We start from the raw sequence: 22154 nt of genomic DNA on the forward strand, positions 1-22154 counted from the left end.
CCGGCGGGTGATTCTGAGCAGCTGCTGACCTTCCTGATCACTCAGCCGCCGCACGCGTACAAGATCTGCCACCGCCACAGCCTGACCGCCGCAACACCGCCAGACCGACAGGCCGGACGGCGTGTCAACCAACACCGTGAACGTTCGTGGTCACGGCACTAGCAGTGGGACAAGCTCTCCGACCAGCTCAGATGCGCCGCCTTCTGCTGGACGACGTCAACCTGGGGGAACGGGTCCTACTTGTCGACGGGCAGCCTTGGCCTCTGCACGACCTCACGCTTGGGGCCCTGACGTCCTACCTCGACCACCGCCGGGCCCGATGGCCCAGCACCCAAAATCCGCACCTGCTGATCAGCCAGCAGACCGCAGTTGAGATGGGAGAAGTCAGCAGCACCTGGCACAAGATCCACATGAAATCGCTCGGCATCACCCTAACCGAGCTCCGCCACGACCGGCTGCTCGACGAACTTACTGCTCACGGCCCCGACCGACTGCACTTTCAGGCCGTATTCGGTTGCAGCAAGGAGACCGCCCTGAAGTACCTGCGGCTCGCCGAACAGCTTTTCAGCGATGAACCTCGATTCCATTCGAAGGGTGAGCAATTGACATGACGAGCGCCTTGGGCCACCGTGTCCGCCCGCAGGGCCTCCCATAAGGTGGCTCTCCATGGCCATACCTGAGTGGCTTCGGTCGTGGAAACGGGGCCCAGATAGGCGTCTCTTCTGGGCCCAGTGCGGAGTGTTACTCCATGATCAATGTGCGGGAGTTCGGGTCCCGCCCTGGAGGCGTCGGCGGGTGAGCGCAAGCATGTCGATCAACCAGCCGGGGCCGCCGGTGATGTCTTGGCCGCGGAGAAGGGCATTTCACGCTCGCCGCGCAGCGCCGATCGACTCCTCGAAGGCGAGGACGTCCTCGAAGAGCAGGACGGCGCGCTCCCGGTGAGCTGGCGGCGATGGACCCTTGTGATTCAACGCGCGCGGCGGTAGTGCATGGCCACCGCGCCGTTGCGGAGCGGCTCCGCCGATAGCAGCTCGAGCTGGCGCGTGCCGGGCAGCCCGCTCTGGTACAGCGTCGGGCCGTGGCCGGCGATCCTGGGATGGACGAGCAGCTTGTACTCGTCGATCAAGTCCAGCCGGTCGAGCTCGGTCGCGAGCTTGCCGCTTCCGAGGAGGACCCCGTCCGGGGTCGCGTCCTTGAGCTTCTGCACGCCCTCGCGCAGATCACCGGCGATGTGGTAGCTGTTGGCCCACGAGAAGTCCTTGCGCGTCGCCGACACCACGTACTTGGGCTTGGCCTCCAGCTTGACCGCCCACTCGCGTATGGCCGGCGGCGCCTCCTCGTCGCCGCGGGCGACGGCCGGCCAGTAGCTCTCCATCATCTCGTAGGTGACGCGACCCCACAGCATTGCCCCGCCCTCGTCCATGAGACGGGTGAAGAAGGCGTGGGTCTCGTCGTCGGCGATCCCCTCCTGGTGGTCGACGCAACCGTCCAGGGTGAGGTTGAGGCTGAAGGTGAGCAGTCCCATGGCCGGCGACTCTACGCCACTACGGCGTCGCGGCCAGGCGGGCGTCGCGTCAGCGAGCTCGAGGTACACGCGCCCCGGGTCCCAAACTCACGCCCAATGAACCCCGCCGGAAGACGCCGGGACCCAAACTCCCGCCCAGTCGGGACCGCTACTCGCAATGAGAACCACCTGAGTTTGTCGTCGCCCTGCGCACCCAAATCGGCCACGCCCCGCTGCCGCTGTCCGGCGTCATCGCGGTCGTGCTCGACGAGGAAAATCGCGTACTGATGGTTCGGCGTTCAGATACCGGAGACTGGGCCCTCACCACAGGATGCCTGGAACCCAGCGAACAGCCAGCGGACGGGGCGGCCCGCGAAGTATTCGAAGAGGTCGGCGTTGAGGTCACCGTCGAGCGACTGCTGTCGGTCGAAGCGCTGGACCTATCTGTCGCGCCCAACGGCGACCAGGTCTACTGGCTCACGGTTGGTTTGCAATGCCGACTCCTGCGGGGTCGGGCGCGGGTCAACGACGACGAGTCGGTGGAGGTCGGCTGGTTCGACCTGCATGCCGTTCCACCTCTGTCACCCCATCAAGCCCGCTGCCTGGCCCTTGCCGCCGACCAGGACTCCGCTGCCTGGATTGCCCGACCGACGTTCGAAGCTGGCTAAACACCCCGCTCACCAACCCGGCCGCCGGCTCAACTTCACCTCGAACTTGAAGGCGAGGTGAAGTTCAAGGCGTTGGAGGGGTTCCAAGTTCGTCCTGAAGCAACTTCAGTTCGCATGAACTTAGGCGGGTCGCGGACGACGGGATTCGAACCCGCGACCTTCACCTTGGCAAGGTGATGCGCTACCAGCTGCGCTACGTCCGCATGGAGCCGTCGGCCGGGATCGAACCGGCGACCTGCGCCCTACCATGGCGCTGCTCTACCGACTGAGCTACGACGGCGTGGTGCCCCGAGCGGGATTCGAACCCGCACTGTGCGCGGTTTGAGCGCGCTGTCTCCTACCGGGTTGGGCTACCGAGGCGAGATTCCGCTGGTTGCAGGGAGGTGGAAGCAACTTGCGCCGTTCATCGCCGCCGGCCGGCCGCTGCCGAATACCATGACGAAGATGTCGCGCTTCCAGCCGCCGCGCCAGCCCACGACGATGGACGCGGCGCAGCGCCGCGAGATCCGGCGGAGGTGGGTCGAGAGCTGGCGCAACGCCGGTCTGCCCGAGCCGACCAGGCAGGGCCGGGGCCGCATCGCCGACAAAGTGGTGGAGGCGGTGGCGGATCCGTTCAAGTCCTGCCAGCTGCCCGCGGCGGCTGCCGAGAGCAGTGACATCTCAGTGAAGACCGACCTCGCCGGGCGCGGGGGCCAGTAGGGAGTCAGCCGGGCCGCGGCTACCGGCCGGGTACTCCTGTAACGGCACCGCTCCCGCCCGCCAGGCTTCGAGCACCGGCTCCACGATGCGCCAGCATTCCTCAGCGGTGTCGCCCCGCACCGACAGCGTCGGGTCGCCGTCGAAGGCGCCACGAAGCACCTCCCCGTACGGCGGCAGGTCGCCGGGGCCAAAGTGCGCCACCAGCTGCACCTGATCAAGTCCCAAGGGTTCCCCCGGGCCGTTGATGTTGACGTCGAGGCCCAGCTGGTCCGGACCGAAGCCAATCCGCAGCCGGTCGGGTTGCTCGTATCCGGAGAGGCCGGTGGGCACCCGCGGAGGTTGTCTGAAGGTGACGACGGCCTCCTTGCGCCGGCCGGCCAGCGCCTTGCCGGAGCGCAGTCGAAACGGCACACCCGCCCACCGCCAGGTGTCCACGGCCAGCACCACCTCCGCCAGGGTTTCGGTCCCCCGGGCCGGGTCGATGCCGGGCTCGTCGGCGTACGCGGGCAGTCGCCGCCCGTTCACCTCCCCTGCCGTGTACTGGGCCCGCCCGCTCCACCGCACCGGATCGCCGTCCCACACCCTCGTGGCCCGCAGCACCTGCGCCTTGCGGCCCCGCAGTTCCCTGGCGTGAAGGGTGGGCGGCGCATCCATCGCCATCAACGCGAGGACCTGCAGCAGGTGACTCTGCACCATGTCGACGAGCGCGCCCGCGCCGTCGTAGTAGCCGGCCCGGCCCTCCAGGCCCAGGGCCTCGTCGAAGACGATGTCCACGCAGGCCACGTGCGCGGCGTTGAGCACCGGTTCGAAGATCCGGTTGGCGAAGCGCAGACCGAGGATGTTCACCACCGTGGACTTGCCCAGGAAGTGGTCGATGCGGTGTACCTGGTCCTCCGGCACCAGCCCGGCCAGGATGTCATTGAGCGACCTCGCCGAATCGGCGTCCGTACCGAATGGTTTCTCCAGCATCAGCCGGGTACCGGGCGGCAGACCGATGCGGGCCAGCGCTGCGGCGGCCCGGGCCGTGATCACCGGCGGCAGGGCGAAGTAGATCACCAGCTGGTTGTGGCAGGCGGCCAGCAGCCGCCGCAGGTCTTCCTCCCCGGTAACGTCGGCACGCACGTAGCGGGTGGTGCGGACTATCTCGGTCTCCCGAGGCCCGTCCGCCCCCACCGTCGCGAAGGATTCGGCCACGCGGCGACGCCACCGCTCGTCGTCCCAGTCGTCCCTGCCGCTGCCGATCAGCGCAAGGTCCGGCTGGGCGCCCGTGGCCACCAGCCGACCCAGCCCGGGCAGGAGCAGGCGCTCGGCCAGGTCACCGGTGGCGCCGAGCAACAGCAGCGTCTGGGGTTCGGGGTCCCCGGGAGCGGGACGGTCGGCCACGGAATTGGCGGCGCTCGGGGTCGATGTCGTCATGCACCCACCATGCCTTGCCGGTCGGGTGGGTACGCGCCCGTTTGCCCGGATTTATCTGGTCGTCGCGCATCGGAGGCCGGCTCGATCTATGGCGGGATCAGCGCCCTGGGTAGTCCGCGTCAAGTCGGGCGTCGATTGTGACCTCACAGCGCGACCGTGTACTACCGCGACGGCGCCGTCGCGGCGCTGGCTGGCGCTCACGATGCCCGCCTCAACGCCCGGCCGTGCCGGTGTGGCTGACACAGCCGACCGGGAGCGCGGTGCTGCTGCCTTCTCGCTGCCCTGCGTCGGCCCAGGCGCTGTCATTGTCGTACGCGTCCAGCGCTCCGAGCGGACTGCCGGGCATTATCGGTGGCGGGCGACGCGCAGCGACTCGGCAGCTATCAGGAGCGCCGCACCGAGGAGCACTGTGTCCTTCAACAGGAATTGCCCCAGCTGAGAAAGGCTGAACATCCCCTGCCCTTCCTGCCGAGTCCCGGGTGCCGTGGCCAGGAAACTGAGCGTGGTGAGGAACATCCCCGCCGCCCCGAAGCTACCGATCGCCGACGCTCTGGGCGCAAACGGCTTCGCGGCGATCAGAGAGCCCACGGTGATCTCCGTGACACCGATGAGTCGGTTGAGCTTTTGTGCGCCCAGCTTTTCTCGGAACCGCGAGAACAGCGGACTCGAGGTGACCAGGGGTTCGTCGTTTTCGACCTCGTACTGCTTGAATTTGAGCGCACCGATCCACAAGATGTTCGTCGCCAGTGCGGAGCGCAGGACCGAGAAGCCTACGGAAGCGAGGTCATCGGCCGAGGCGTGTCGTGTGCCCATCGCTCGCTCCTAGTCGCTGTGTCGACGGTCGGCGTGCCGGGGACCATTACCCGCTGGGACCCGCCACACACCGAGGACGTGCCGGTCTGGCCCGACTTGGACACCGTCCAAGCCGCCGTCGACGCCGTTCGGCACGAATACAACACCAACCGGCCGCACCAGTCCCTGAAGATGGCCGTCTCCGCCGACCGCTTCACCCCCGCCAAGGCTGCCGAGGAAATGGTGCCGGTGAAGCTGCCTCCCCGGCTCACTTAACCCGTCGACCAGACCCTCGTCTCACCGTCGCCTCCGGTCCCGGCGCCCGTTCAGGTGGTGGCGGGGGCGGTGAAGTTCGACCGGGTGGTGCCACCGTCGGGGAATCTGCAGGTGGCAGGTAAGCAATTCTGGCGGCCCGGCCTGCTCCGGTGTGACGGTCACGTCCTGGGCAGACACCGATGTCATCCATCTCCTGATCGCCGGCGTCCGGCTCAAGTCAGTGCGCTCCCACCTGTCCGCCGCCGACCTCGCTGCGCTGCTGCGCCAGGAAGCCGTCCCGCTGGTGAGCCGCCGTTGCCGCCGGCGCCACCGGGTGAAGCGGTCCAGGTCGACCGAACCATCAGCCGGGCAGGTCGCGTTTTCCTGGGCCAGCACATCGTCCTGGCCGCCGAGATCCTCGGCGGGCAACGCGTCGGCATCCGCAGCGATGACAAGACCAGCTTCTTCGACCGACACCCGCTAGCTGCCGCGCACCCGACCCAACCCGCTCACCCCCGCCGAGGTAGCCCGCCTGCGCGACGCCCGACCCGCCGGACCACCCCCGCAACCCGGGGCCGGACCGGTGCGGTGCAGCGGCGGGCCTCCAACAGCGGGCTCGTCACGGTCGTGGGGCAGAAAGTCGCCCTCGGCCGCGTCCACGCCGGCAAGAACGTCACCATTGATATCACCGACACCGAACTGGCCGTCGCGTGCGATGACAGCATCCGCACGGTCCGGCGCAGTACCGACCAGTTCGTCCGCAATCTGAAAGCCAGCGACCTCGCAAAGTGGCCGCCGATGCCTAGGCCTGTCTCAAACTCCGGCTTATTTGATCTTGTGGCAAGATCGCCGGATGCTGCAACTCACCGATTTCATCATCGACTGCCCGGACACGATGGCGCTGGCAGCCTTCTATTCAGAGGTGACGGGTCGCCCGGTCAAGGAGGGCAGCCACGGCAACTGGGCCGGTATCCGGTTCGGCGAGATCGAGCTGGCCTTCATCCGGGTGGAGGACTACCGCGCCCCGCAGTGGCCCGACAGCGAGCACCCCAAGCAGTTCCATCTCGACTTCGAAGTCGACGACATCGAGGCCGAACAGAGCCGCGTCCTGGCCCTCGGCGCGACCCTGCAGCAGGACTCCATCGGCCCCGACGGCTACGGCTGGCGCGTCTACGCCGACCCCGTCGGCCACCCGTTCTGCCTCTGCCACAACAAGGGTGTCACCTGGACCGACCAGGGCCCCATCTGGCCCAAGAGCGAGTAGAGCGTGTATCTGAAGTGGGTCAAAGCCATTCGTTGATCGCGGCGATGTGTACGACGGCCGCGTAGCGCACGGCAAGCTTGTCGAAGCGCGTGGCGACGCCACGGTTGCGTTTGAGCCGGTTGATGCCGCACTCCACAGCGTGACGCTGCTTGTAGGCATCGCGGTCGAAGGCAGGTGGCCGTCCGCCCTTCGACCCTCGCTTACGGCGGTGAGCGTCTTGGTCGGCTTTGCTCGGGATAGTCGCCTTGATCCCGCGTCGGCGCAGATAGGCGCGGGTCGCCCGAGAGGTGTACGCCTTGTCGGCCAGCACCCGGTCAGGCCGGGTCCGGGGCCGGCCACCGGTCGGGCGGGGCACACGGATGCCGGCCAGGACCGCGATGAACTGTGGGCTGTCTCCGCGTTGCCCAGCAGTCAACACGATCGACAGCGGCTTTTGGCCCTGCTCGCAGCCCAGATGAAGCTTCGTGGTCAGTCCGCCGCGGGACCGACCAAGAGCGTGATCGGCTGGCTCCACGTATACGCCACCAGGCGTTTCTGCCTGCAGATCCCCCTTTTCCGGACGCCAACGGCATGCTGATGCGCTCGGGCAGTTGTCGAGTCCACAGACACGTCCCAGGTGATGCGGCCGGCCGCGTCCACGAGGGTCTGCAACGCGGTCATGATGCGGGCCCAGGTCCCGTCGCGCTGCCAGCGGCGGAACAACGCGTACGCCGCCGACCAGGAGCCGTAGCAGGCCGGGACGTCCCGCCACGGGGCACCGACCCGGATCCGCCACCGGATCGCGTCGATGAGCTGCCGTCTGGTCCATCGAGGTGGCCGACCGGGCCTGCATGCGACCGGCAGCAGAGGCTGCAACACTCTCCACTGCGCGTCAGTCAGGTCGTGCCGCCTCGTCACCACTATGGTGTCCATGAGGTCTTCGTGCTGATGGTTCGTCTTGGTCGACAAACCATCTACCGGAGACCTCGCTGTTTACCGGTCCCGACGCGCCGTGTCCCCCACAACTACCGACACGGACTTCGATACGCGCCCTAGGACAGCAGTCTGGTCCAGTTCCCCGCTGCCGCTGAGAACCTCGCTGACGCCCGCGAGGACCTCCTCGCGTTCACTGGTTTTCCCCGTTGATTCCCTCTTGTTGCTTCATGGCCGCAGCCAAGTTCAGCTGCGGGTGATGCGCATGATGTGCAGACGCAGTCAACGAGCGATGACACACGCTGACCTCCGGCGCGCCGCTCACGACGCACCGCCGAGCAACTCCTGAGCAACAGCTTGCCGCAATGAGGACCAGACAGTCCAGGGAAGAATTCGCCCTGTTGATGCTCTCGCGGACATAGCACCCGTTCAACCGAGCAGGCGGTGCGTACGTTCGTCCTTCACCATCACGTCAATGCGACATAACGCTGGATGGACTCCAAGGTCCCATCCTCCATAGATTCTCTGGCGCGCGGCGCTAGATACACTTGACCGATGGGCGACGAGCAGGTGGCTGCGCCGACGAAGCAGCGGAGGATCAGTCAACGGGGCATCGCGACTCGAGAGCGGATCCTCGAGGCGGCGAACCGGCTGATGTTCGTGCGCGGAGTGAACGCGACGACCCTTGACGACGTCCGCGAGGCAAGCCAGACGAGCAAGTCTCAGCTTTACCACCACTTCGCCGACAAGCAGGAGCTCGTGCGCGCGTTGGTCAAATATCGAGGCGCGCTTGTGCTTCAGCGCGAGCGGGCAGGGCTCGAACGACTGAGATCGTTCTCAGGGCTGGTCCGGTGGCGTAACGCGCTGGTCCAGGCCAACTCGCTGAACAACGGCAAATACGGGTGCGGCCTCGGGTCGATGGCTGTCGAGCTGTCCGATCAAGATGAGCAGGCTCGATCGATGCTGTCGGAGACGTTTGCGGCATGGGGAAAGCTGATCAGTGATGGTCTGCACCGGATGCGGGACAGCGGTGCACTGCGCCAGGACGCCGACCCGGAGAAGTTGGCCACGGGGTTGATGGCAGCTTTGCAAGGCGGCTACTTGCTGGCGAACGCCGCGCACAACGTTGAACCCATGGAAGTTGCTCTGGACATGGCGCTGGAACACATCAAGTCGTTCCTCTTGGAACCGTCCGGCGAACCGACCCGTTAATTGAGCCCTTTTCAGCGGAGCCCCCGATCGACCGGTTCGCGACCAGGAGCCCTGCTCCTCCGGCAAGCACACGTGGCACGGCGTGAGCGTGCCAGTTCATCGCGGACGCGGCGGGTCGGCTGATCTGGGCATCGACGCGGCCGAGGAGAGTGCCCTGAGCCAGGAGTCGACCGACCTCACAGGAGAAAGCACCGAGCCGATCGTGATTCGACGTATGGCTCGAATCTCGTCCAGTCATCTGTACCGGCCGTCGTAGCGGACTCGGCTCCGGGTATCCGTGAAGCTGACGCCCACCCGCACTTCGTCCTCGACGATCCACCGAACCGTGTACGTCGCCCGGTACGTCGGCGGCCAGAATGAAGCGAAGGTCCCGTCACCCGTAACAGACCACTCGCCAGCTGACGGTGTGCCCCTGTCGACGTAGGTCGTCCGACCACCCGCCGTGAATGATTGAGTTGCACCGTCTGGGAACACAAGCCGTGCAGCGGTCAGGGCGGCGATCATGTCCACCGCAGCGACCGGCTGGCCATCGACAACGTTCCCACCGGAGGGAACAGGGTCCATCGAACTCTCCTGACATCGGGCACGACACCGGCCGCCGCCATCTCGCAGCGCTACGACATGTCCAACGACCAACTCGGAACAGTCTCTAGCCGCACTCTATGGACGCCATCGTCCATAATACTCTCGCTGCAGAGGCACCCATCAGATGACGGTGCACCGCCACGACCACCAGGCGCGCTGCTGCTTGCCCCGAATCACCGATGGCCAGCGAAGTTTGCCGACCGGCGCCATGGCAGCATACTCTGGACGAGATGGTCCAGTTCATATTCCGTGGATTGCGGGCGTTTACGCCCCCACCGCGGAGTTTCTCATCACCGGGGCATTCGCTGACGATGACGATATGGGCGGGTACCACATCGACATCCACCGGCCGAGTGGAAGCACGGGTGGCAGCGGGCTCGCGGCCGCCCGGCCACATGGGGAGGGGCGCATGGCATTGATCACACGCGGCTTCGGGGGCCGCAGACGCGACGACACCGACCTCCCGCCCGGCCAATACCGCACGGATGACTTCCCGGTGCTGTCGGCGGGACCGACACCGCGCATCGGCCTCGACCGGTGGGAGCTCGCCGTCATCACCGAGACCGGCGAGCGGAGCACGTGGTCATGGGCGGAGTTCACCGCCCTTCCTGCCGAAGAACCGACCGTGGACATCCATTGCGTCACGCACTGGTCGAAGTTCGGCACGCGCTGGCGAGGCGTGTCGGTGGACACGTTGCTGGCCGACGTCGAGACGACGGCCGAGTACGTCGTCGCCCACTCCTACGGCGGCTACACCACGAACCTGCCGCTCGAGGACCTTCTCGACGGCCAGGCCTGGGTGGCGTACGAGTTCGACGGTGAGCCGCTGGTTCCGGTGCACGGCGGGCCAGCTCGTCTCCTCGTCCCTCACCTGTATTTCTGGAAGAGCGCGAAATGGCTGCGCGCTCTGGAACTGCGTCTCGACGACGAGCCCGGGTTCTGGGAGACGGCCGGCTACCACAACTACGGGGACCCATGGCGCGAGCAGCGATACCTGGCAGACTGACCTGGCAGCCGGCGACCGTCGCCGCCACCCGCGCGGAGACTGCGACGGCGCGGACCCTGGTCCTCGACGTCGACGGCTGGACAGGTCACGTGCCGGGCCAGCACGTCGACGTCCGGTTGACGGCTCCCGACGGCTACACGGCATACCGCAGCTACTCGATCTCGTCCGCCCCGGGGCCCGACCGCCTCGAGGTGACCGTCCAGGCGGTGACCGACGGTGAGGTCTCGCCGTACCTCGCCGACGTCGCAGAGCCGGGTGACCAGCTCGAGATCCGTGGGCCGCTCGGCGGCTGGTTCGTACGCCGACCCGCCGATCCGCGGCCGGCGTTGCTGATCGGCGGCGGAGCCGGCGTGGCGCCGCTGATGTCGATGGTGCGTGCGGCGACGAATCCCACCAGGCTGCTCTACTCGACGCGATCCCCGCTCGATGCGCTGTTCGCCGCGGATCTTGCAACTGCACGAGCCGCAGGCGATAGGCGCGTCGCAGTCACGTACGTCTATACCAGGGTCGCGCCCCCCGGCTGGCCGGCCCCACCCCGACGACTGGACGCGGACGCCCTCGCCCGCGTCGCCTGGCCCCGCGATGCCGACGCTGTGGCGTTCGTCTGCGGGCCCACCGGATTCGTTGAGACCGTTGCCGACCTCCTCGTCGAGATCGGCCACGATCCGGCGAACATCCGCACTGAACATTTCGGACCCACCGGAGGATGACCATGTCGACCATCAACGTCGGAGCCGACGACGCACCCTGGGTGGACGGTAACGCCCTCGCCGGACCGCTCGGCGAGATCATGGGGACCGACCTCACCGTTGCCGAGCTCACCTGCGCCGGGTGCCGGACGCCCCGTCCGCTGGCCGCGATGCGCGTGTTCGACCGAGCGCCCGGCCTCGTCGCCCGATGTCCGGGCTGCGAGGACGTCGTCATGCGCGTGGTGCGCACGGCCGGCCGTGTCCTGGTCGACCTGCGTGGGTCGCTCGTCCTCAGCCTCCCGGTGCCGACTGCCTGAGCGCTAAGAATCCGCTCTATCGTGACGCATCCGGACGATGCCAACGTCTCCGACGTCGGTTAGCAATAGTCCGAGGCGGGATGCTCCTGCCACTTCATCCGAGCTGACTGGGCACTCCCAGGTCGCTGACCACACGCGAGATTCAGGAGACAACATGGCGGGCAACGCCGAGGACATGATCGCGTTGACCAGTACCGAGGAAGATCTGGGTGGCTCGAACCTGTCGGGAGCCACCGCGCCCGACGCGGAAGACCTCGTCATCACCGACAACAGTGAGCTCGGCATCTACGAGGCCGCGTTAGGGGGCCGGACAGCCGCTGGGCTCGTCTACAGCAAGGTCGGGAGCCGCGTCATACTGTTGGCGACATCCGTGCTCCCCGAGTTCCGGGGGAAGGGAGTAGCCGCCAGGCTCATCGGCGGCGTCCTCGACGAGCTGCGCATGCAAGGAAAGACCGCCACCGTCACGTGTCCGTTCGCGGCAGCATTCGTCAATGCTCGTCCGGAATATGCCGACGTTCTAGACCCGGCATCCCCGCGATCGCACACACCCGGGCATGGGCATTGAACACGCGTCGTCGCGTCTGAACGCGCGCCGACCGCTGAGAAGGTTCAGGCGTCCCCAACGGCGGGGTACATCGCGTGAAGGCTAGGTGGGCGCCGGCGGCGAGTACCGCGATGCGCTCGGCAAGCTCGTCGACGTCACGCTGGAGCAGCGCCAGTTGGCCAGGGCGGGCAAGGACTACGCGACGGCCGACGCGCTGCGGGACCGGCTGGCAAAGCCGCCAGCCGGGCCGCGGCCGCGCATTCGTGCACCGTAACGCCACCAACCGGGACTGTCTCTCGCCGAATGTGCTGGTGGTCTCCCGGCGGGCGCGGGCTGCGGACGCGTACGGGCACGTCCGCAGCCCAACCGGCGTGATCCCGGCGTTACGTTTCGAGGGTCAATCGCGGCCGGCCATGATTCGACGTCGGCGATAACGCCGGGTTGACGCTGATCCACAAGGAGGGCAGACCGCTCGCTGTCCCCGAGTCCTTACGGACGAACGCGGATGATCGTCTTCCCGGTGATCCGCTCGGTCGGATTGAAAGCGGCGACGGCATCGTCGAGGGTCGCGACCTTGCCGATGTTTGTCCGGAGTCGTCCGTCGCGCACCCGCCGGACGACCTCACCCAGTTGAGCGCGGTCGGGCTCGACGACGAAGTCGACCGCCAGGCCGTCGGCGGGCCGCGCCTCCGGCGGGCCGACGACGGACACCAGCGTTCCTCCGGCTCGAATCAGGCCTGCGGACCGCTTCCCGATGTCGCCGCCGATGACATCGAACACCAGATCGATTCCGCCGACGTCTTCGAGGACGTCGTTCTCGAGGTCGACGAACTCCTGCGCGCCGAAATCGAGCGCCGCTTGACGGTCGGCAGCGCGCCCGGTGCCGACGACGTGGGCGCCGGCCTCACGTGCGAGCTGCGTCACCATCGAACCGACTGCGCCGGCCGCTCCGTGCACGAGGACACTCTGCCCCGCCTGAAGGCGGCCGTGCTCGAACAGTCCCTGCCACGCGGTCAGGCCCGAGATCGGCAGGCTCGCGCCCACCGTGAAGTCGACGTCGCCGGGCAGCGGCGCGAGGTTACGCGCCTCGACGGCCACATACTCCGCCAGGGTGCCGTCGCGAGTCCAGTCCGTGAGGCCGAACACCCGCTGACCCACCGACAGTCCCGTCGTGCCATAGCCGAGAGCGGTGACCACTCCGGCCAGCTCGTGCCCAGGGATCGACGGCGTCCGGTCACGGCCGAGGCGGTCGGTCCAGGTCGAGGGCCACGCCAACTCAGTCGGGACGAATCCCGACGCATGAACCTGAACGACGACGTCGTTCAGCGCCGCGTCCGGCTCGGGCCGCTCCACCAGCGTCATCCCGGCCATTCCCGCGGCCTCGTCCGTCACTACAATCGCCTTCATCCGGCGCCTCCCTGTATCCAGTCCTCGTTTGCACGGGCACGAGGTGCACGTTTCGTTTCACCAGCATTAGCGGCGCCAGGCCTCGGTGTCTCACCACGTTGATCGGTAGCGGTTGTGGCGCGAGAGTGTCGAGGAACGAGCGCGATAGCGAAGTCGCCGGCAAGGCGGCGCCGGGGTCGAGGCCCCGCCGGCGCGATCCCGGCGTTACGTCTCGAGGGTCAGTTGCGGCCGGCCATGGTGCCGCCGTCGACCTCGACGATGGCGCCGGTCATCCAGCTCGACTTGTCCGACGGCAGGCATGACACCGCGTTCGCGATGTCATTCGGGCTGCCGGCCCCGACCTTTTCCTGGTCGCGGCCCGTGATCACGGCAATGCCGCCCCCGGCGACGACTCGGTGGGTCGTGGCGAGACCCATGCCGCTGCTGCCGCCGACGACCACGACCTTACGGCCCTCGAAACTTTCACTCACGACAGTTGGCCCCTTCCCCACCCGATCGCGATGTGTGTTGGCAGCACCCGGCGCCCCGAGAGTGGCGCGACGTCCGTAGAACTCGACGCCGGTAGGCACGTCGGACAGTTCGTCGCCAGCGGAGGCACCCAGTCGGACGCCCCGAACCTAGTCGCGGTAGAACTGGTCGGTCAAGTCCACTCTTGGGATCACGCCGGTGCTACTGGGGCGGCGACACCCCCCAGGCCACCCACCATAGCGACGCCACCCAGCCGGGCACTTCCGAAGAGTTTTCCCGGACTTGATGGTCCACGGAAGCCAAGGGCCGCGGGAATACAACCGGCCCGCAGGGTGTCTGTACAGGTGCGTTTCGCCTCGTTCCCCAGCTCCGCGCCGAAAGGCCGGGAAGGGAGAGCTGTGCCCCAGCAGACCCATTACCACAAGAACCCGGACGCCGTTTCGCGGCTTGACCCGGAGCAGTACCGCGTGACCCAGCAGGACGGCACCGAGCGCCCGTTCGCCAACGCCTACTGGGACAACCACGAGCCCGGCATCTACGTCGACGTCGTGTCCGGCGAGCCGCTGTTCGCATCGGTCGACAAGTTCGACAGCAAGTCCGGCTGGCCGAGCTTCACGAAGCCGATCGCCAAGACGAACGTCGTCGAGAACGAAGACTCCAGCCACGGGATGATCCGGACTGAGGCCCGCTCGCTGCACGGCGACAGCCACCTCGGCCACGTCTTCAACGACGGTCCCCCCGACAAGGGTGGACTGCGCTACTGCATCAACTCCGCGTCGTTGCGGTTCATACACCTCGACGACCTGGCGAACGCAGGGTACGGCGAATACCGCACCCTGTTCACGAGTGACAGCAACACTGGCACCGACGACAAGTAAGGAGACGACGTGACCACTGAAAAGGTGATCCTCGCCGGCGGCTGCTTCTGGGGCATGGAGGAGCTCTTCCGCCACCAGCCCGGCGTCGTGTCCACGCGCGTCGGCTACAGCGGCGGCGACGTCCCGAACGCCACCTACCGCAACCACGGCACCCACGCGGAGTCCATCGAGGTCGTCTACGACACCGAGAAGACCGACTTCCGCGCGCTGCTCGAGTTCTTCTTCCAGATCCACGACCCCTCGACGAAGAACCGCCAGGGCAACGACATCGGCATCAGCTACCGCTCGGCGATCTTCTACATCAACGACGAGCAGAAGCGGGTCGCCGAGGACACGATCGCCGACGTCGACGCCTCGGGCCTGTGGCCCGGTAAGGTCGTTACCGAGGTCACCCCGGCAGGCGACTTCTGGGAAGCTGAGCCCGAGCACCAGAACTACCTGCAGACCTACCCCAACGGTTACACCTGCCACTTCCCCCGCCCAGGGTGGAAGCTCCCGAAGCGGGCGACGGCCTGACACCTCCGGCGCGCGGACCCCGGGTCCGCGCGCCGGACACGGGGCCGAGGTGGTCGGCCTGGACGAGGAGTCAGCCGGATGGGTGCAGGCTCTCTCCGGTGACGGCATGTCGGCATGCCCGTCACCTGCCTCACGGGCAGGGTGACCAGGCTCCTCGACCGGATCGCCCGCTGACCGGGCCTCTGGATCACCGCCAGCGCGCTGCTGGCCCTGGCGGCCATGTGGTTCATCTCAGACGCCTACTTACACCGGACCCGGAATCGACACCGTCGCGATCGCCACGCTTGCGCACCTGAAAGACGCGGTACACGACCTACGCCCGCCTATCAAGGCTGCCGGGAATCCCGATACGGCTGTCCACCGACGTGGACGTCCCCACCACTGGTGTTGTCGTTGTGACCTACAGGAGGTCATCTCTTGGACACCAGGATCCAGAACGTCCGACTGAACGCCACGTCGAACGAGCAACTCATGGCTCTGGCAAACGCCGGGGCCGCGGCTTTCGGCCACACCGCCACGCTCCAGGTGGAACAGGCCCTGGCGCAGCTTCTGCGGTTACGCGTCGCACAGATCAACAATTGCAGCTACTGCCTTCTGGTGCACCACGCCGCTGCCCGCACCGCCGACATCCCGCCGTCCAAGGTCGAGACCCTCACCGCGTGGCGGGAGACGCACCTGTTCACCGAGCAGGAGCGAGCCGCGCTGGCCTACGCCGAGGCGTTGACCCGAGCCGCCGACGCCACCGTCAACAACCGGGTCCAGGAGGCACACGACAGGATGATCACGCACTTCACGGAGGACGAGATCCTGGAGATCGTGGCCGTTGTGATCAACATGAACATCTGGACGCGACTCAAGCTCGCCGAGGGTGCCATGCCCACGACGGCGCCTCCCGAGTGAATTGATGCTCGGCCCTGTCATCGGAACAGGCTGGCAGCCGTCCTGTCGCGCGGATTCCGCCGCACCGTGCTGCACCATCTGACCACCGACATCGGTTACGGCCGCATCGCCAGCTATGGCTCGCTGGCCGCCGGCAATCCCAAGCCGTCCGCGCCGTCGGTACCGCCTGCGCCACCAACCCCATCCCGATCGTCGTTCCCTGCCATCGCGTCGTCCGGTCCGTCGGCACGATAGGGAGCTACCGCGGCGACCCCGTCGCCAAACGCGCCTGCTCGACCTTGAAAGTGCCGTATGACCAGCGCACACCCGCGGTCACCGGCACCCACGGTTAGGGGGCCGAAAAAGAGGACAGCAAGCCCGGCGGGCGAGCACCGCCGACGCGGAGCATCCGGACGCCGCGAACCCCGCAGCACCCGGCGCACCTTGGCGACTGCGCGGGCGGCGACCGGCGGACGGTCCACCGCGCGGAGCGTAGTCGAAGTTTGATTCATCCCGTACCGCCTTTCGGCAAACAAATCCTGAGGTTCGTCCGCGCAACTAGCGTGAGTGTCATCCCTTCCACTCAGGTCGGCCGGCGCGGACAGCCAGGGGACCTGGATGCATCAAAACGGAGGCAGCATGGACAACTGGTTCATCTCAGAGGCAGTGTCACGCAGTGCAGAATCCGAAACGGATCGGCGAAGGCTCGCGGCCTTGGTAGATCCGGGGGTGTGCAAAGCCGACCCGGCGGGTGGTGGCTCGCCGAGCGACGCGGCTATCCTCAACTTCGCCCTCAATCTCGAATATCTCGAAGCTGAGTTCTATCTCCGCGCGACGACGGGATCCGGGCTTCCTGACGACATGACTACCGGCGCCGGGGTGCGCGGCGAGGTGTCCGGCGGACGATCAGTGAACTTCAGCAGCAACTTCGTGCAGAGGTTCGCGAAGGAAATCGCCTCCGACGAGATGCAGCACGTGGCCTTCTTGCGAGCCGCGCTCGGCAATGCCGCTGTTGCTCGTCCCGCGATTTCGCTGGACGCGAGCTTCACTGCGGCGGCGACTGCCGCTGGTCTAATCAAGCAAGGCGAAAGCTTTGATCCGTACGCGAACGACCTTAACTTCCTCTTTGCGGCGTTCCTCTTCGAAGACGTCGGAGTTTCGGCCTTCAAGGGATCCGCGTCACTTTTGTCGAACAAAACGTACCTTGATGCGGCAGCCGGCCTGCTGGCCACCGAGGCATACCACGCGGGGATTGTCCGATCCGCGCTTTACAGCGCCGGACTCGCCGACGACACAGTATTTGACTCGGTACAAAAGATCTCCGACGCGCGTAACAGTCTTGATGGTCCGGCCGATGACGACCAGGGTGTCGGCACGGCGGCGGACCCGAATTTCATCCCCACGGATGAAAACGGGATGTGCTACGGCCGATCGGCCCAGTCCGTCTTGAACATCGTGTACTTGAGCCAGACCCCGGCGGATTCGGGTGGCTTCTACCCAGCCGGCATGAACGGCGAAGTCGCGGTGAGCGCCGGAACGGCCTGAGGGTTCAAGTCGCCCGAGCTGGCGGCGTGCCGATGTCGCCGTCATTCTGTCTGCCCGGTCGCGTAGGCGCCGTGGAGGAAGAGATCGACAAGTTGTCGGATGTCGATCTCGGGGTGCTGGTGCAGGTTTCGGCCTCTGCCGAAGAACAGGCCGAGGAATAGCTGGGTCAAGGTGTCGGCCGGAAGTCGTAGCCGCGGTTGCTCGGGTTCGAGCAGTTCGAGGATCGCCTGGCGCGTGGCGGCCTGTGCGGCGTCACGGTCTGTGGATCGCTGCGGCGGCCGGGCGGGGTTGGTGGTGCCGCGCCCGGGGCGGCGGTTGGGGTTGCCGGAGGCGTGCAGGGCGCCGATCACTGTGCCCATGCGGTCGAAGTGGGCGTCGAGTGCCTCTATGGCCTCGACGAGTCGGTCGGCAAGGGGTTGGTCCAGCGAGATGCAGTTCAGCTGTTGCAGGACGTGGGTGGGGTCCATGGCCGCCGCGACGCATGCTTCGAGCACGGCGTCCTTGTCGTCGAAGACGCGGAAGATGGTGGCTTCACCGATCCCGGCCGCGCGGGCGATCTGCGCAGTGGTCACGGCAGCCCCGCGCTCGGCCACCAAGGGCAGAGCGGCGTGGATGATTGTCTCGCGTCGTTGGTCGGGGGCCATGCCCGGCGCCCTGCGCCTATCAGGGGTAGCAGTCATACGGTCGACCATACGGAGTGAGTGCTCACTCCGTCCACCGGATTAGAGGACGGCGGCCGTCCGAAGCGAGGCGGCCGCGCCCTCGACGCCTCGTGAGCCTCCGCGTGAGGGCCGCACTCCGCTAGCCATCTGCGAGAACATCGCCCGGCTCCTCGGCGTCAGCCCCGGCACCCTCTACAACCACATCCCCGACCTGCGCGAACTATGGGCCGCCGGCCGGGCCCGCGGGGAGCCGACCGCATGATCCGCCGGCAGGGGTCTGTCCGCAGTCGTCAAAACCCGATGATCTATTGAAGGTTCAGCGGTTGCGGCCGAGTGTGGGTAGGCCCGCCGCTCACCGGGCCTTGGCATGTCGAAGGAGAAGGCGGGATACCCTACCTGCTGCGCCTCGCACCGCATGACCGAAGGAGTCGATGCTGGGATGACGGCAGGGCGACCGATGCCCACGCAGGACGACGTGCTCGGGTACTTCCGCTCGCTGTCGAACTGGGGACGGTGGGGCGACGACGACGAGTTCGGCACTCTGAACCACATCACCGACGACGTCCGGCTGGCGGCGGCGCGGGCCGTGCGCCACGGCAGGAGCGTGTCGTGCGCATGGGAGGTTGCCGTACCGGAAGACATGGAGCGCTCGACGACGACGTGCCCCTGCGCCGCCGACATGCCGGGTGCCGAGAACATGCCGGTGCCCGGCTTCCACGCCGACCGGCGCTGGGGGTTTTCGTCCGAGCGGCTCGGCATCACGTTCCACGGCAACACCCTCACCCACGTCGACTCGCCGTGCCACATCTTCTGGGACGGCACGATGTACAACGGGCGGTCGCACTCGTTGGTCGACGCCGCAACGGGATCGGCCTGGGCCGCCGTCACGGCGGCGGCGAACGGGATCATCACGCGTGGTGTCCTGCTGGACATCGCGACGGTCCGCGACGTGCCGTGGTTGGAACCGGGGCAGGGTGTGTTTCCCGACGATCTCGAGGAGGCCGAGCGGCGCCAGGGTGTGCGGGTGCGACCCGGCGATGCGGTACTCCTGCGGACCGGCTATGGCCGCGGCCGGCACGAGGCCGGTGAGGCCAGCGGTTTCACGCAGGCCGGCTGGCACGCGTCCTGCCTGCCGTGGCTGCATGAACGGGAGGTCGCGCTGATCGGCGCCGACACCCCGCAGGACGTTCAGCCGTCGGGGTACGAAGACGTGTTGATGCCGGTTCACGCCGTGAGCCTCGTCGCGATGGGTCTGTGGATGCTCGACAACTGCGACCTGGAGGTGTGCGCGACGACGGCTGCCGAGCTCGGCCAGTGGGACTTCCACCTCGCAGTCGCGCCGGTCCGCTTCGCCGGTACGTCCGGCAGCCCGGTCAACCCGATCGCCACATTCTGACCGCGGTTCAGGCGGGCCGTGCGATGCCATGAAGGACCCGGCCGGCACCTGGAAGGCGGTCGTGATCGGGTGTGGAGACGCTCGCTGGTCGGGAACCAGGCGGCACGAGCGCCTCAAGGCGTGCGCTGCGCACGCCGCGGCCAGGTGCTGCCGCCACGATTCCTTCGCGGACGGCGAAGGCGAACGGCCGTTGGCCGCGAACTCCCGGGAGGCCCGGAAGCCGTGGCCAGCAGTGTCTTCTAGAGGGCCCGGCCGAGGGCTTCGGTCAGTGCGACCGGGGTGACCACGAGGTGGTCGAAGCGCCAGCCGTCCTCGGTGCGGCGCGCCCCGTAGCGGTGGAATCCGGCCGCGATGGCCTCAGTCTTGTCGTCGACGACGAACACGGCGATGTCGTGGGCCCGCACCGTGGCGGTTTCGCCGTCGACCTCGATGACGAGGTTGGACTTGCTGTGCAGGGTGCGGGCGTACGTGTCGTGGCCCGAGCGCACGAGTTCGATGAGCGCCCCGATGCCGCGGGCCTCCCCCCGCGGGGACTTGACGACGACATCCTCGGTGAAGAGCCGGTCGGTCTCGCCGTAGCGACCCTCGTCGATCCACAAGCTGTGGCGGGCGACCAGGTCGGCAAGTTCGGCGCGGTCGGCGAGTGCGCGGATCAGGGTTTCGGTGCTGGTCATGATGCCTCCTCAGGTAGTTCGACTAGCGAACGTTCGTGTCACTTGATCTGGGTGAGGAAGAAATCCCGGACGTCCTCGGCAAGCAGCTCTGGCACCTCCATCGCGGCGAAGTGGCCGCCACGGTCGAACTCCGACCAGTGCCTGATGTCGTACAGCCGCTCGGCCAGCGGTCGCACCGACAGCGTGATGTCGTGCGCGAACACCGCCACGCCGACCGGCACCCGGCACGGCTGCTGGACTCCCCGCGGGGCGTCGTGGTGGAACCGGCCCGAGGAGGCCGCGGTCGCGGTCAGCCAGTACAGCGAGATGTCGGTGAGCATCCGATCGTCGCTGACCGGCGTGGCGGGATCGGTCCACTGTGCGAATCGCTCGGCGATCCAGACCAGCTGGCCGACCGGTGAGTCGGTCAGCGCGTAGCCGATGGTCTGCGGGGTGAGCACCTGCAGAGCCTGGTACGGCGGGCGATTCGCCATGAGCTGCCTGACCTTGTTCAGCCGAGCTTCATCCGTCTCGGACAGCTCAATGTCGGCGTCGGGGACCGGCCGGGTCGGCAGGTAGTTGACGTGCACCCCGACGACGCGCTCGGGTGCCACCGCGCCGAGCGCCGTTGAGATGCCCGAGCCGAAGTCGCCACCCTGCGCGCCATAGCGCTCGTACCCCAGGCGGCGCATTAGCTCAGCCCAGGCCCGCGAGACCCGGACGGCGTCCCAGCCGCGCTCATGGGTCGGTCCGGAGAAGCCGTAACCGGGGATGGACGGAATCACCAGGTGGAAGTCGCGCGACAGCGGCTCGATCACGTCGAGGAACTCCAGGAACGAACCGGGCCAGCCGTGGGTGAGGATCAGTGCGAGCGCATCCGGTTTCGAAGACCGGACGTGGACGAAGTGGATGTTCTGGCCGTCGATCTCGGTGGTGAAGTGCGGAAGCTCGTTGAGCTTGGCCTCGTGCTCGCGCCAGTCGTAGCCGGTGCGCCAGTATTCGGCCAGTTCCCTGAGCCGCGCCAGCGGGAAGCCGTAGTCCCACCCGGCGTCGGCGACCTCATTGGGCCAACGGGTGCGGGAGAGCCGGTCGGCCAGGTCGTCGAGGTCGGCCTGAGGGATGTCGATGCGGAACGGCTTGATCATAGCCTTGACTCCAGGGGATCTCATTCAGCGTCTGAACGTTCGTGCGCCTAACGTTTGTTGGCTGAACGGTATCACGATCATTAGTGCTTCCAACGACTCGTTAGACTTGTCACATGGACCACCCAGCCGAGCAGACGCCCGCAAAGTGGGAGAGCCTGCCCAGCTGGCTGCTCACCCAGACCGCCAACCACGCGCACCGCCTGGTGGCCGAGGGGTTCTCGTCCGTCGGTGCCCGCGGCTACCACTACCGCCTGCTGGCAACGCTGGAGGAGTTCGGCCCGGCCAGCCAGGCCGCGCTGGGCCGCCGTAGCGGCATCCACCTCAGCGACATGGTCGCGACGATCAACGAGCTCGCCGACCACAAACTGGTCGAGCGCGCTGCGGACCCCTCCGATCGGCGGCGCAACATCATCTCACTGACCGCTGCAGGCAAGCGGCATCTACGGCGACTGGAGAAACAGTTGGCCGAAACCCAGGACAAACTGCTGGCTCCGCTGTCGCCCGAGGAGCGACAGCGGTTGACCGAGCTGCTGTCCAGGCTGTTGGACCACCACAACCGGCGAACCGACACTCCAGAAGAGCCGTGGCGCTGACTGGGAACGCGCCCAAGAAACCCCTTGAAGGCCCACGCGGTCCGCGAAGCCGTTGTCATCGCCCGGATCACCAATTCCGGATGATCATTCGGCGAGTTCACGCTTCGGGCCGCCCGTCGACAACGCGACCAGCATCGAGGATCATGCAT

General features: G+C 67.1%; 27 protein-coding genes, 3 tRNA genes and 1 pseudogene. 18 read left to right on the top strand and 13 right to left on the bottom strand.

The features are described from left to right. Window positions 1-191: 191 nt before the first annotated feature. Complete coding sequence (locus ABZU69_RS32775) at window positions 192-611, top strand: hypothetical protein (protein WP_354968169.1); 420 nt, start codon at window positions 192-194, stop codon at window positions 609-611. 356 nt (window positions 612-967) lie between these two features. Here the strand turns inward: ABZU69_RS32775 and ABZU69_RS32780 are convergent, their stop codons facing one another. Beyond that, window positions 968-1525, bottom strand: a complete 558-nt coding sequence (locus tag ABZU69_RS32780) for a dihydrofolate reductase family protein (protein ID WP_354968170.1) — start codon at window positions 1523-1525, stop codon at window positions 968-970. Window positions 1526-1743: 218 nt separating this feature from the next. Here ABZU69_RS32780 and ABZU69_RS32785 point away from each other — a divergent pair, with 218 nt between their 5' ends. After that, a complete protein-coding gene (locus ABZU69_RS32785; protein ID WP_354968218.1) occupies window positions 1744-2172 on the top strand; it encodes an NUDIX domain-containing protein in 429 nt (142 codons plus the stop codon). 130 nt (window positions 2173-2302) lie between these two features. Here ABZU69_RS32785 and ABZU69_RS32790 read toward each other — a convergent pair. The 3 genes from ABZU69_RS32790 to ABZU69_RS32800 all read right to left on the bottom strand — a co-directional run bounded on the left by ABZU69_RS32790 (window position 2303) and on the right by ABZU69_RS32800 (window position 2532). Further along, a tRNA-Gly gene (locus ABZU69_RS32790) sits at window positions 2303-2375 on the bottom strand. A 1-nt stretch (window position 2376) separates the two neighbouring features. After that, window positions 2377-2452: transfer RNA gene (locus tag ABZU69_RS32795), tRNA-Thr, on the bottom strand. 1 nt (window position 2453) lies between these two features. Beyond that, a tRNA-Leu gene (locus tag ABZU69_RS32800) sits at window positions 2454-2532 on the bottom strand. Between the two features lie 84 nt (window positions 2533-2616). Between ABZU69_RS32800 and ABZU69_RS32805 the strand changes: the two genes are divergently transcribed. Next, complete coding sequence (locus ABZU69_RS32805; RefSeq protein ID WP_354968171.1) at window positions 2617-2871, top strand: hypothetical protein; 255 nt, start codon at window positions 2617-2619, stop codon at window positions 2869-2871. On the opposite strand, the gene ABZU69_RS32810 is transcribed toward ABZU69_RS32805, so the two are convergent. Both ABZU69_RS32810 and ABZU69_RS32815 read right to left on the bottom strand, forming a co-directional pair. After that, a complete protein-coding gene (locus ABZU69_RS32810; protein ID WP_354968172.1) occupies window positions 2833-4287 on the bottom strand; it encodes a glucose-6-phosphate dehydrogenase in 1455 nt (484 codons plus the stop codon). The genes ABZU69_RS32805 and ABZU69_RS32810 overlap by 39 nt on opposite strands. A 345-nt stretch (window positions 4288-4632) precedes the next feature. After that, window positions 4633-5100: a DUF417 family protein gene (locus ABZU69_RS32815; protein ID WP_354968173.1), complete on the bottom strand. Its 468-nt coding sequence runs from the start codon at window positions 5098-5100 to the stop codon at window positions 4633-4635. A gap of 33 nt (window positions 5101-5133) precedes the next feature. Between ABZU69_RS32815 and ABZU69_RS32820 the strand changes: the two genes are divergently transcribed. After that, window positions 5134-5355 carry an integrase core domain-containing protein gene (locus ABZU69_RS32820; protein ID WP_354968174.1) on the top strand — a complete coding sequence of 74 codons (222 nt, stop codon included), beginning with the start codon at window positions 5134-5136 and terminating at the stop codon, window positions 5353-5355. 21 nt (window positions 5356-5376) lie between these two features. Here ABZU69_RS32820 and ABZU69_RS32825 read toward each other — a convergent pair whose 3' ends face one another. Next, entirely contained in the window at window positions 5377-5811 is a 435-nt protein-coding gene (locus ABZU69_RS32825) for a hypothetical protein (protein ID WP_354968175.1), read from the bottom strand. 376 nt (window positions 5812-6187) lie between these two features. Between ABZU69_RS32825 and ABZU69_RS32830 the strand changes: the two genes are divergently transcribed. Beyond that, window positions 6188-6598: a VOC family protein gene (locus tag ABZU69_RS32830; RefSeq protein ID WP_354968176.1), complete on the top strand. Its 411-nt coding sequence runs from the start codon at window positions 6188-6190 to the stop codon at window positions 6596-6598. A 19-nt stretch (window positions 6599-6617) separates the two neighbouring features. On the opposite strand, the pseudogene ABZU69_RS32835 reads toward ABZU69_RS32830, so the two are convergent. Further along, window positions 6618-7510: pseudogene (locus tag ABZU69_RS32835) on the bottom strand (IS5 family transposase). A gap of 555 nt (window positions 7511-8065) precedes the next feature. On the opposite strand from ABZU69_RS32835, the gene ABZU69_RS32840 reads away from it, so the two are divergent. The 6 genes from ABZU69_RS32840 (at window position 8066) to ABZU69_RS32865 (ending at window position 12137) form a co-directional block, all read left to right on the top strand. After that, window positions 8066-8722 carry a TetR/AcrR family transcriptional regulator gene (locus tag ABZU69_RS32840; RefSeq protein ID WP_354968177.1) on the top strand — a complete coding sequence of 219 codons (657 nt, stop codon included), beginning with the start codon at window positions 8066-8068 and terminating at the stop codon, window positions 8720-8722. Window positions 8723-9716: 994 nt separating this feature from the next. Beyond that, window positions 9717-10313 (top strand): sulfite oxidase-like oxidoreductase, encoded by a 597-nt coding sequence (locus tag ABZU69_RS32845; protein ID WP_354968219.1) that lies wholly within the window; start codon window positions 9717-9719, stop codon window positions 10311-10313. After that, the gene (locus ABZU69_RS32850) at window positions 10283-11023 is read left to right on the top strand and encodes an FAD-binding oxidoreductase (protein WP_354968178.1); all 741 of its coding nucleotides are present in this window, start codon (window positions 10283-10285) and stop codon (window positions 11021-11023) included. The genes ABZU69_RS32845 and ABZU69_RS32850 overlap by 31 nt, the downstream gene beginning before the upstream one ends. Window positions 11024-11025: 2 nt before the next feature. Then, window positions 11026-11319, top strand: a complete 294-nt coding sequence (locus tag ABZU69_RS32855) for a DUF6510 family protein (RefSeq protein ID WP_354968179.1) — start codon at window positions 11026-11028, stop codon at window positions 11317-11319. Between the two features lie 154 nt (window positions 11320-11473). Next, window positions 11474-11884, top strand: coding sequence for a GNAT family N-acetyltransferase (locus ABZU69_RS32860; RefSeq protein WP_354968180.1), 411 nt, complete (start codon window positions 11474-11476; stop codon window positions 11882-11884). Window positions 11885-11969: 85 nt separating this feature from the next. Next, the gene (locus tag ABZU69_RS32865; protein WP_354968181.1) at window positions 11970-12137 is read left to right on the top strand and encodes a hypothetical protein; all 168 of its coding nucleotides are present in this window, start codon (window positions 11970-11972) and stop codon (window positions 12135-12137) included. Window positions 12138-12352: 215 nt separating this feature from the next. Here ABZU69_RS32865 and ABZU69_RS32870 read toward each other — a convergent pair whose 3' ends face one another. Both ABZU69_RS32870 and ABZU69_RS32875 read right to left on the bottom strand, forming a co-directional pair. Beyond that, window positions 12353-13270, bottom strand: a complete 918-nt coding sequence (locus ABZU69_RS32870; RefSeq protein WP_354968182.1) for an NADP-dependent oxidoreductase — start codon at window positions 13268-13270, stop codon at window positions 12353-12355. Window positions 13271-13488: 218 nt separating this feature from the next. Next, entirely contained in the window at window positions 13489-13710 is a 222-nt protein-coding gene (locus ABZU69_RS32875; protein ID WP_354968183.1) for an SDR family oxidoreductase, read from the bottom strand. 426 nt (window positions 13711-14136) lie between these two features. Between ABZU69_RS32875 and msrB the strand changes: the two genes are divergently transcribed. The 5 genes from msrB to ABZU69_RS32900 all read left to right on the top strand — a co-directional run bounded on the left by msrB (window position 14137) and on the right by ABZU69_RS32900 (window position 17556). Beyond that, the gene (gene msrB, locus ABZU69_RS32880; RefSeq protein ID WP_354968220.1) at window positions 14137-14616 is read left to right on the top strand and encodes a peptide-methionine (R)-S-oxide reductase MsrB; all 480 of its coding nucleotides are present in this window, start codon (window positions 14137-14139) and stop codon (window positions 14614-14616) included. 9 nt (window positions 14617-14625) lie between these two features. Continuing rightward, the gene (msrA, locus tag ABZU69_RS32885) at window positions 14626-15132 is read left to right on the top strand and encodes a peptide-methionine (S)-S-oxide reductase MsrA (protein ID WP_354968184.1); all 507 of its coding nucleotides are present in this window, start codon (window positions 14626-14628) and stop codon (window positions 15130-15132) included. Between the two features lie 471 nt (window positions 15133-15603). Further along, entirely contained in the window at window positions 15604-16032 is a 429-nt protein-coding gene (locus tag ABZU69_RS32890) for a carboxymuconolactone decarboxylase family protein (RefSeq protein ID WP_354968185.1), read from the top strand. A 53-nt stretch (window positions 16033-16085) separates the two neighbouring features. Continuing rightward, window positions 16086-16364 (top strand): MGMT family protein, encoded by a 279-nt coding sequence (locus tag ABZU69_RS32895; RefSeq protein WP_354968221.1) that lies wholly within the window; start codon window positions 16086-16088, stop codon window positions 16362-16364. Between the two features lie 286 nt (window positions 16365-16650). Continuing rightward, window positions 16651-17556, top strand: a complete 906-nt coding sequence (locus ABZU69_RS32900) for a ferritin-like domain-containing protein (protein WP_354968186.1) — start codon at window positions 16651-16653, stop codon at window positions 17554-17556. 41 nt (window positions 17557-17597) lie between these two features. Here ABZU69_RS32900 and ABZU69_RS32905 read toward each other — a convergent pair whose 3' ends face one another. Beyond that, window positions 17598-18200, bottom strand: a complete 603-nt coding sequence (locus ABZU69_RS32905) for a helix-turn-helix domain-containing protein (RefSeq protein ID WP_354968187.1) — start codon at window positions 18198-18200, stop codon at window positions 17598-17600. Window positions 18201-18675: 475 nt separating this feature from the next. On the opposite strand from ABZU69_RS32905, the gene ABZU69_RS32910 reads away from it, so the two are divergent. Further along, entirely contained in the window at window positions 18676-19614 is a 939-nt protein-coding gene (locus tag ABZU69_RS32910) for a cyclase family protein (RefSeq protein ID WP_354968188.1), read from the top strand. Window positions 19615-19853: 239 nt separating this feature from the next. Here the strand turns inward: ABZU69_RS32910 and ABZU69_RS32915 are convergent, their stop codons facing one another. Both ABZU69_RS32915 and ABZU69_RS32920 read right to left on the bottom strand, forming a co-directional pair. After that, window positions 19854-20288 (bottom strand): nuclear transport factor 2 family protein, encoded by a 435-nt coding sequence (locus tag ABZU69_RS32915; protein ID WP_354968189.1) that lies wholly within the window; start codon window positions 20286-20288, stop codon window positions 19854-19856. 38 nt (window positions 20289-20326) lie between these two features. Continuing rightward, on the bottom strand, window positions 20327-21412 hold the full coding sequence (locus tag ABZU69_RS32920; RefSeq protein WP_354968190.1) for an epoxide hydrolase family protein: 1086 nt from the start codon (window positions 21410-21412) through the stop codon (window positions 20327-20329). Between the two features lie 113 nt (window positions 21413-21525). Between ABZU69_RS32920 and ABZU69_RS32925 the strand changes: the two genes are divergently transcribed. Then, window positions 21526-22005, top strand: a complete 480-nt coding sequence (locus ABZU69_RS32925; RefSeq protein ID WP_354968191.1) for a MarR family transcriptional regulator — start codon at window positions 21526-21528, stop codon at window positions 22003-22005. Window positions 22006-22154 lie beyond the last annotated feature (149 nt).

The sequence above is a fragment of the Micromonospora sp. NPDC005206 genome (genome assembly GCF_040608175.1).
GTDB lineage: Bacteria > Actinomycetota > Actinomycetes > Mycobacteriales > Micromonosporaceae > Micromonospora.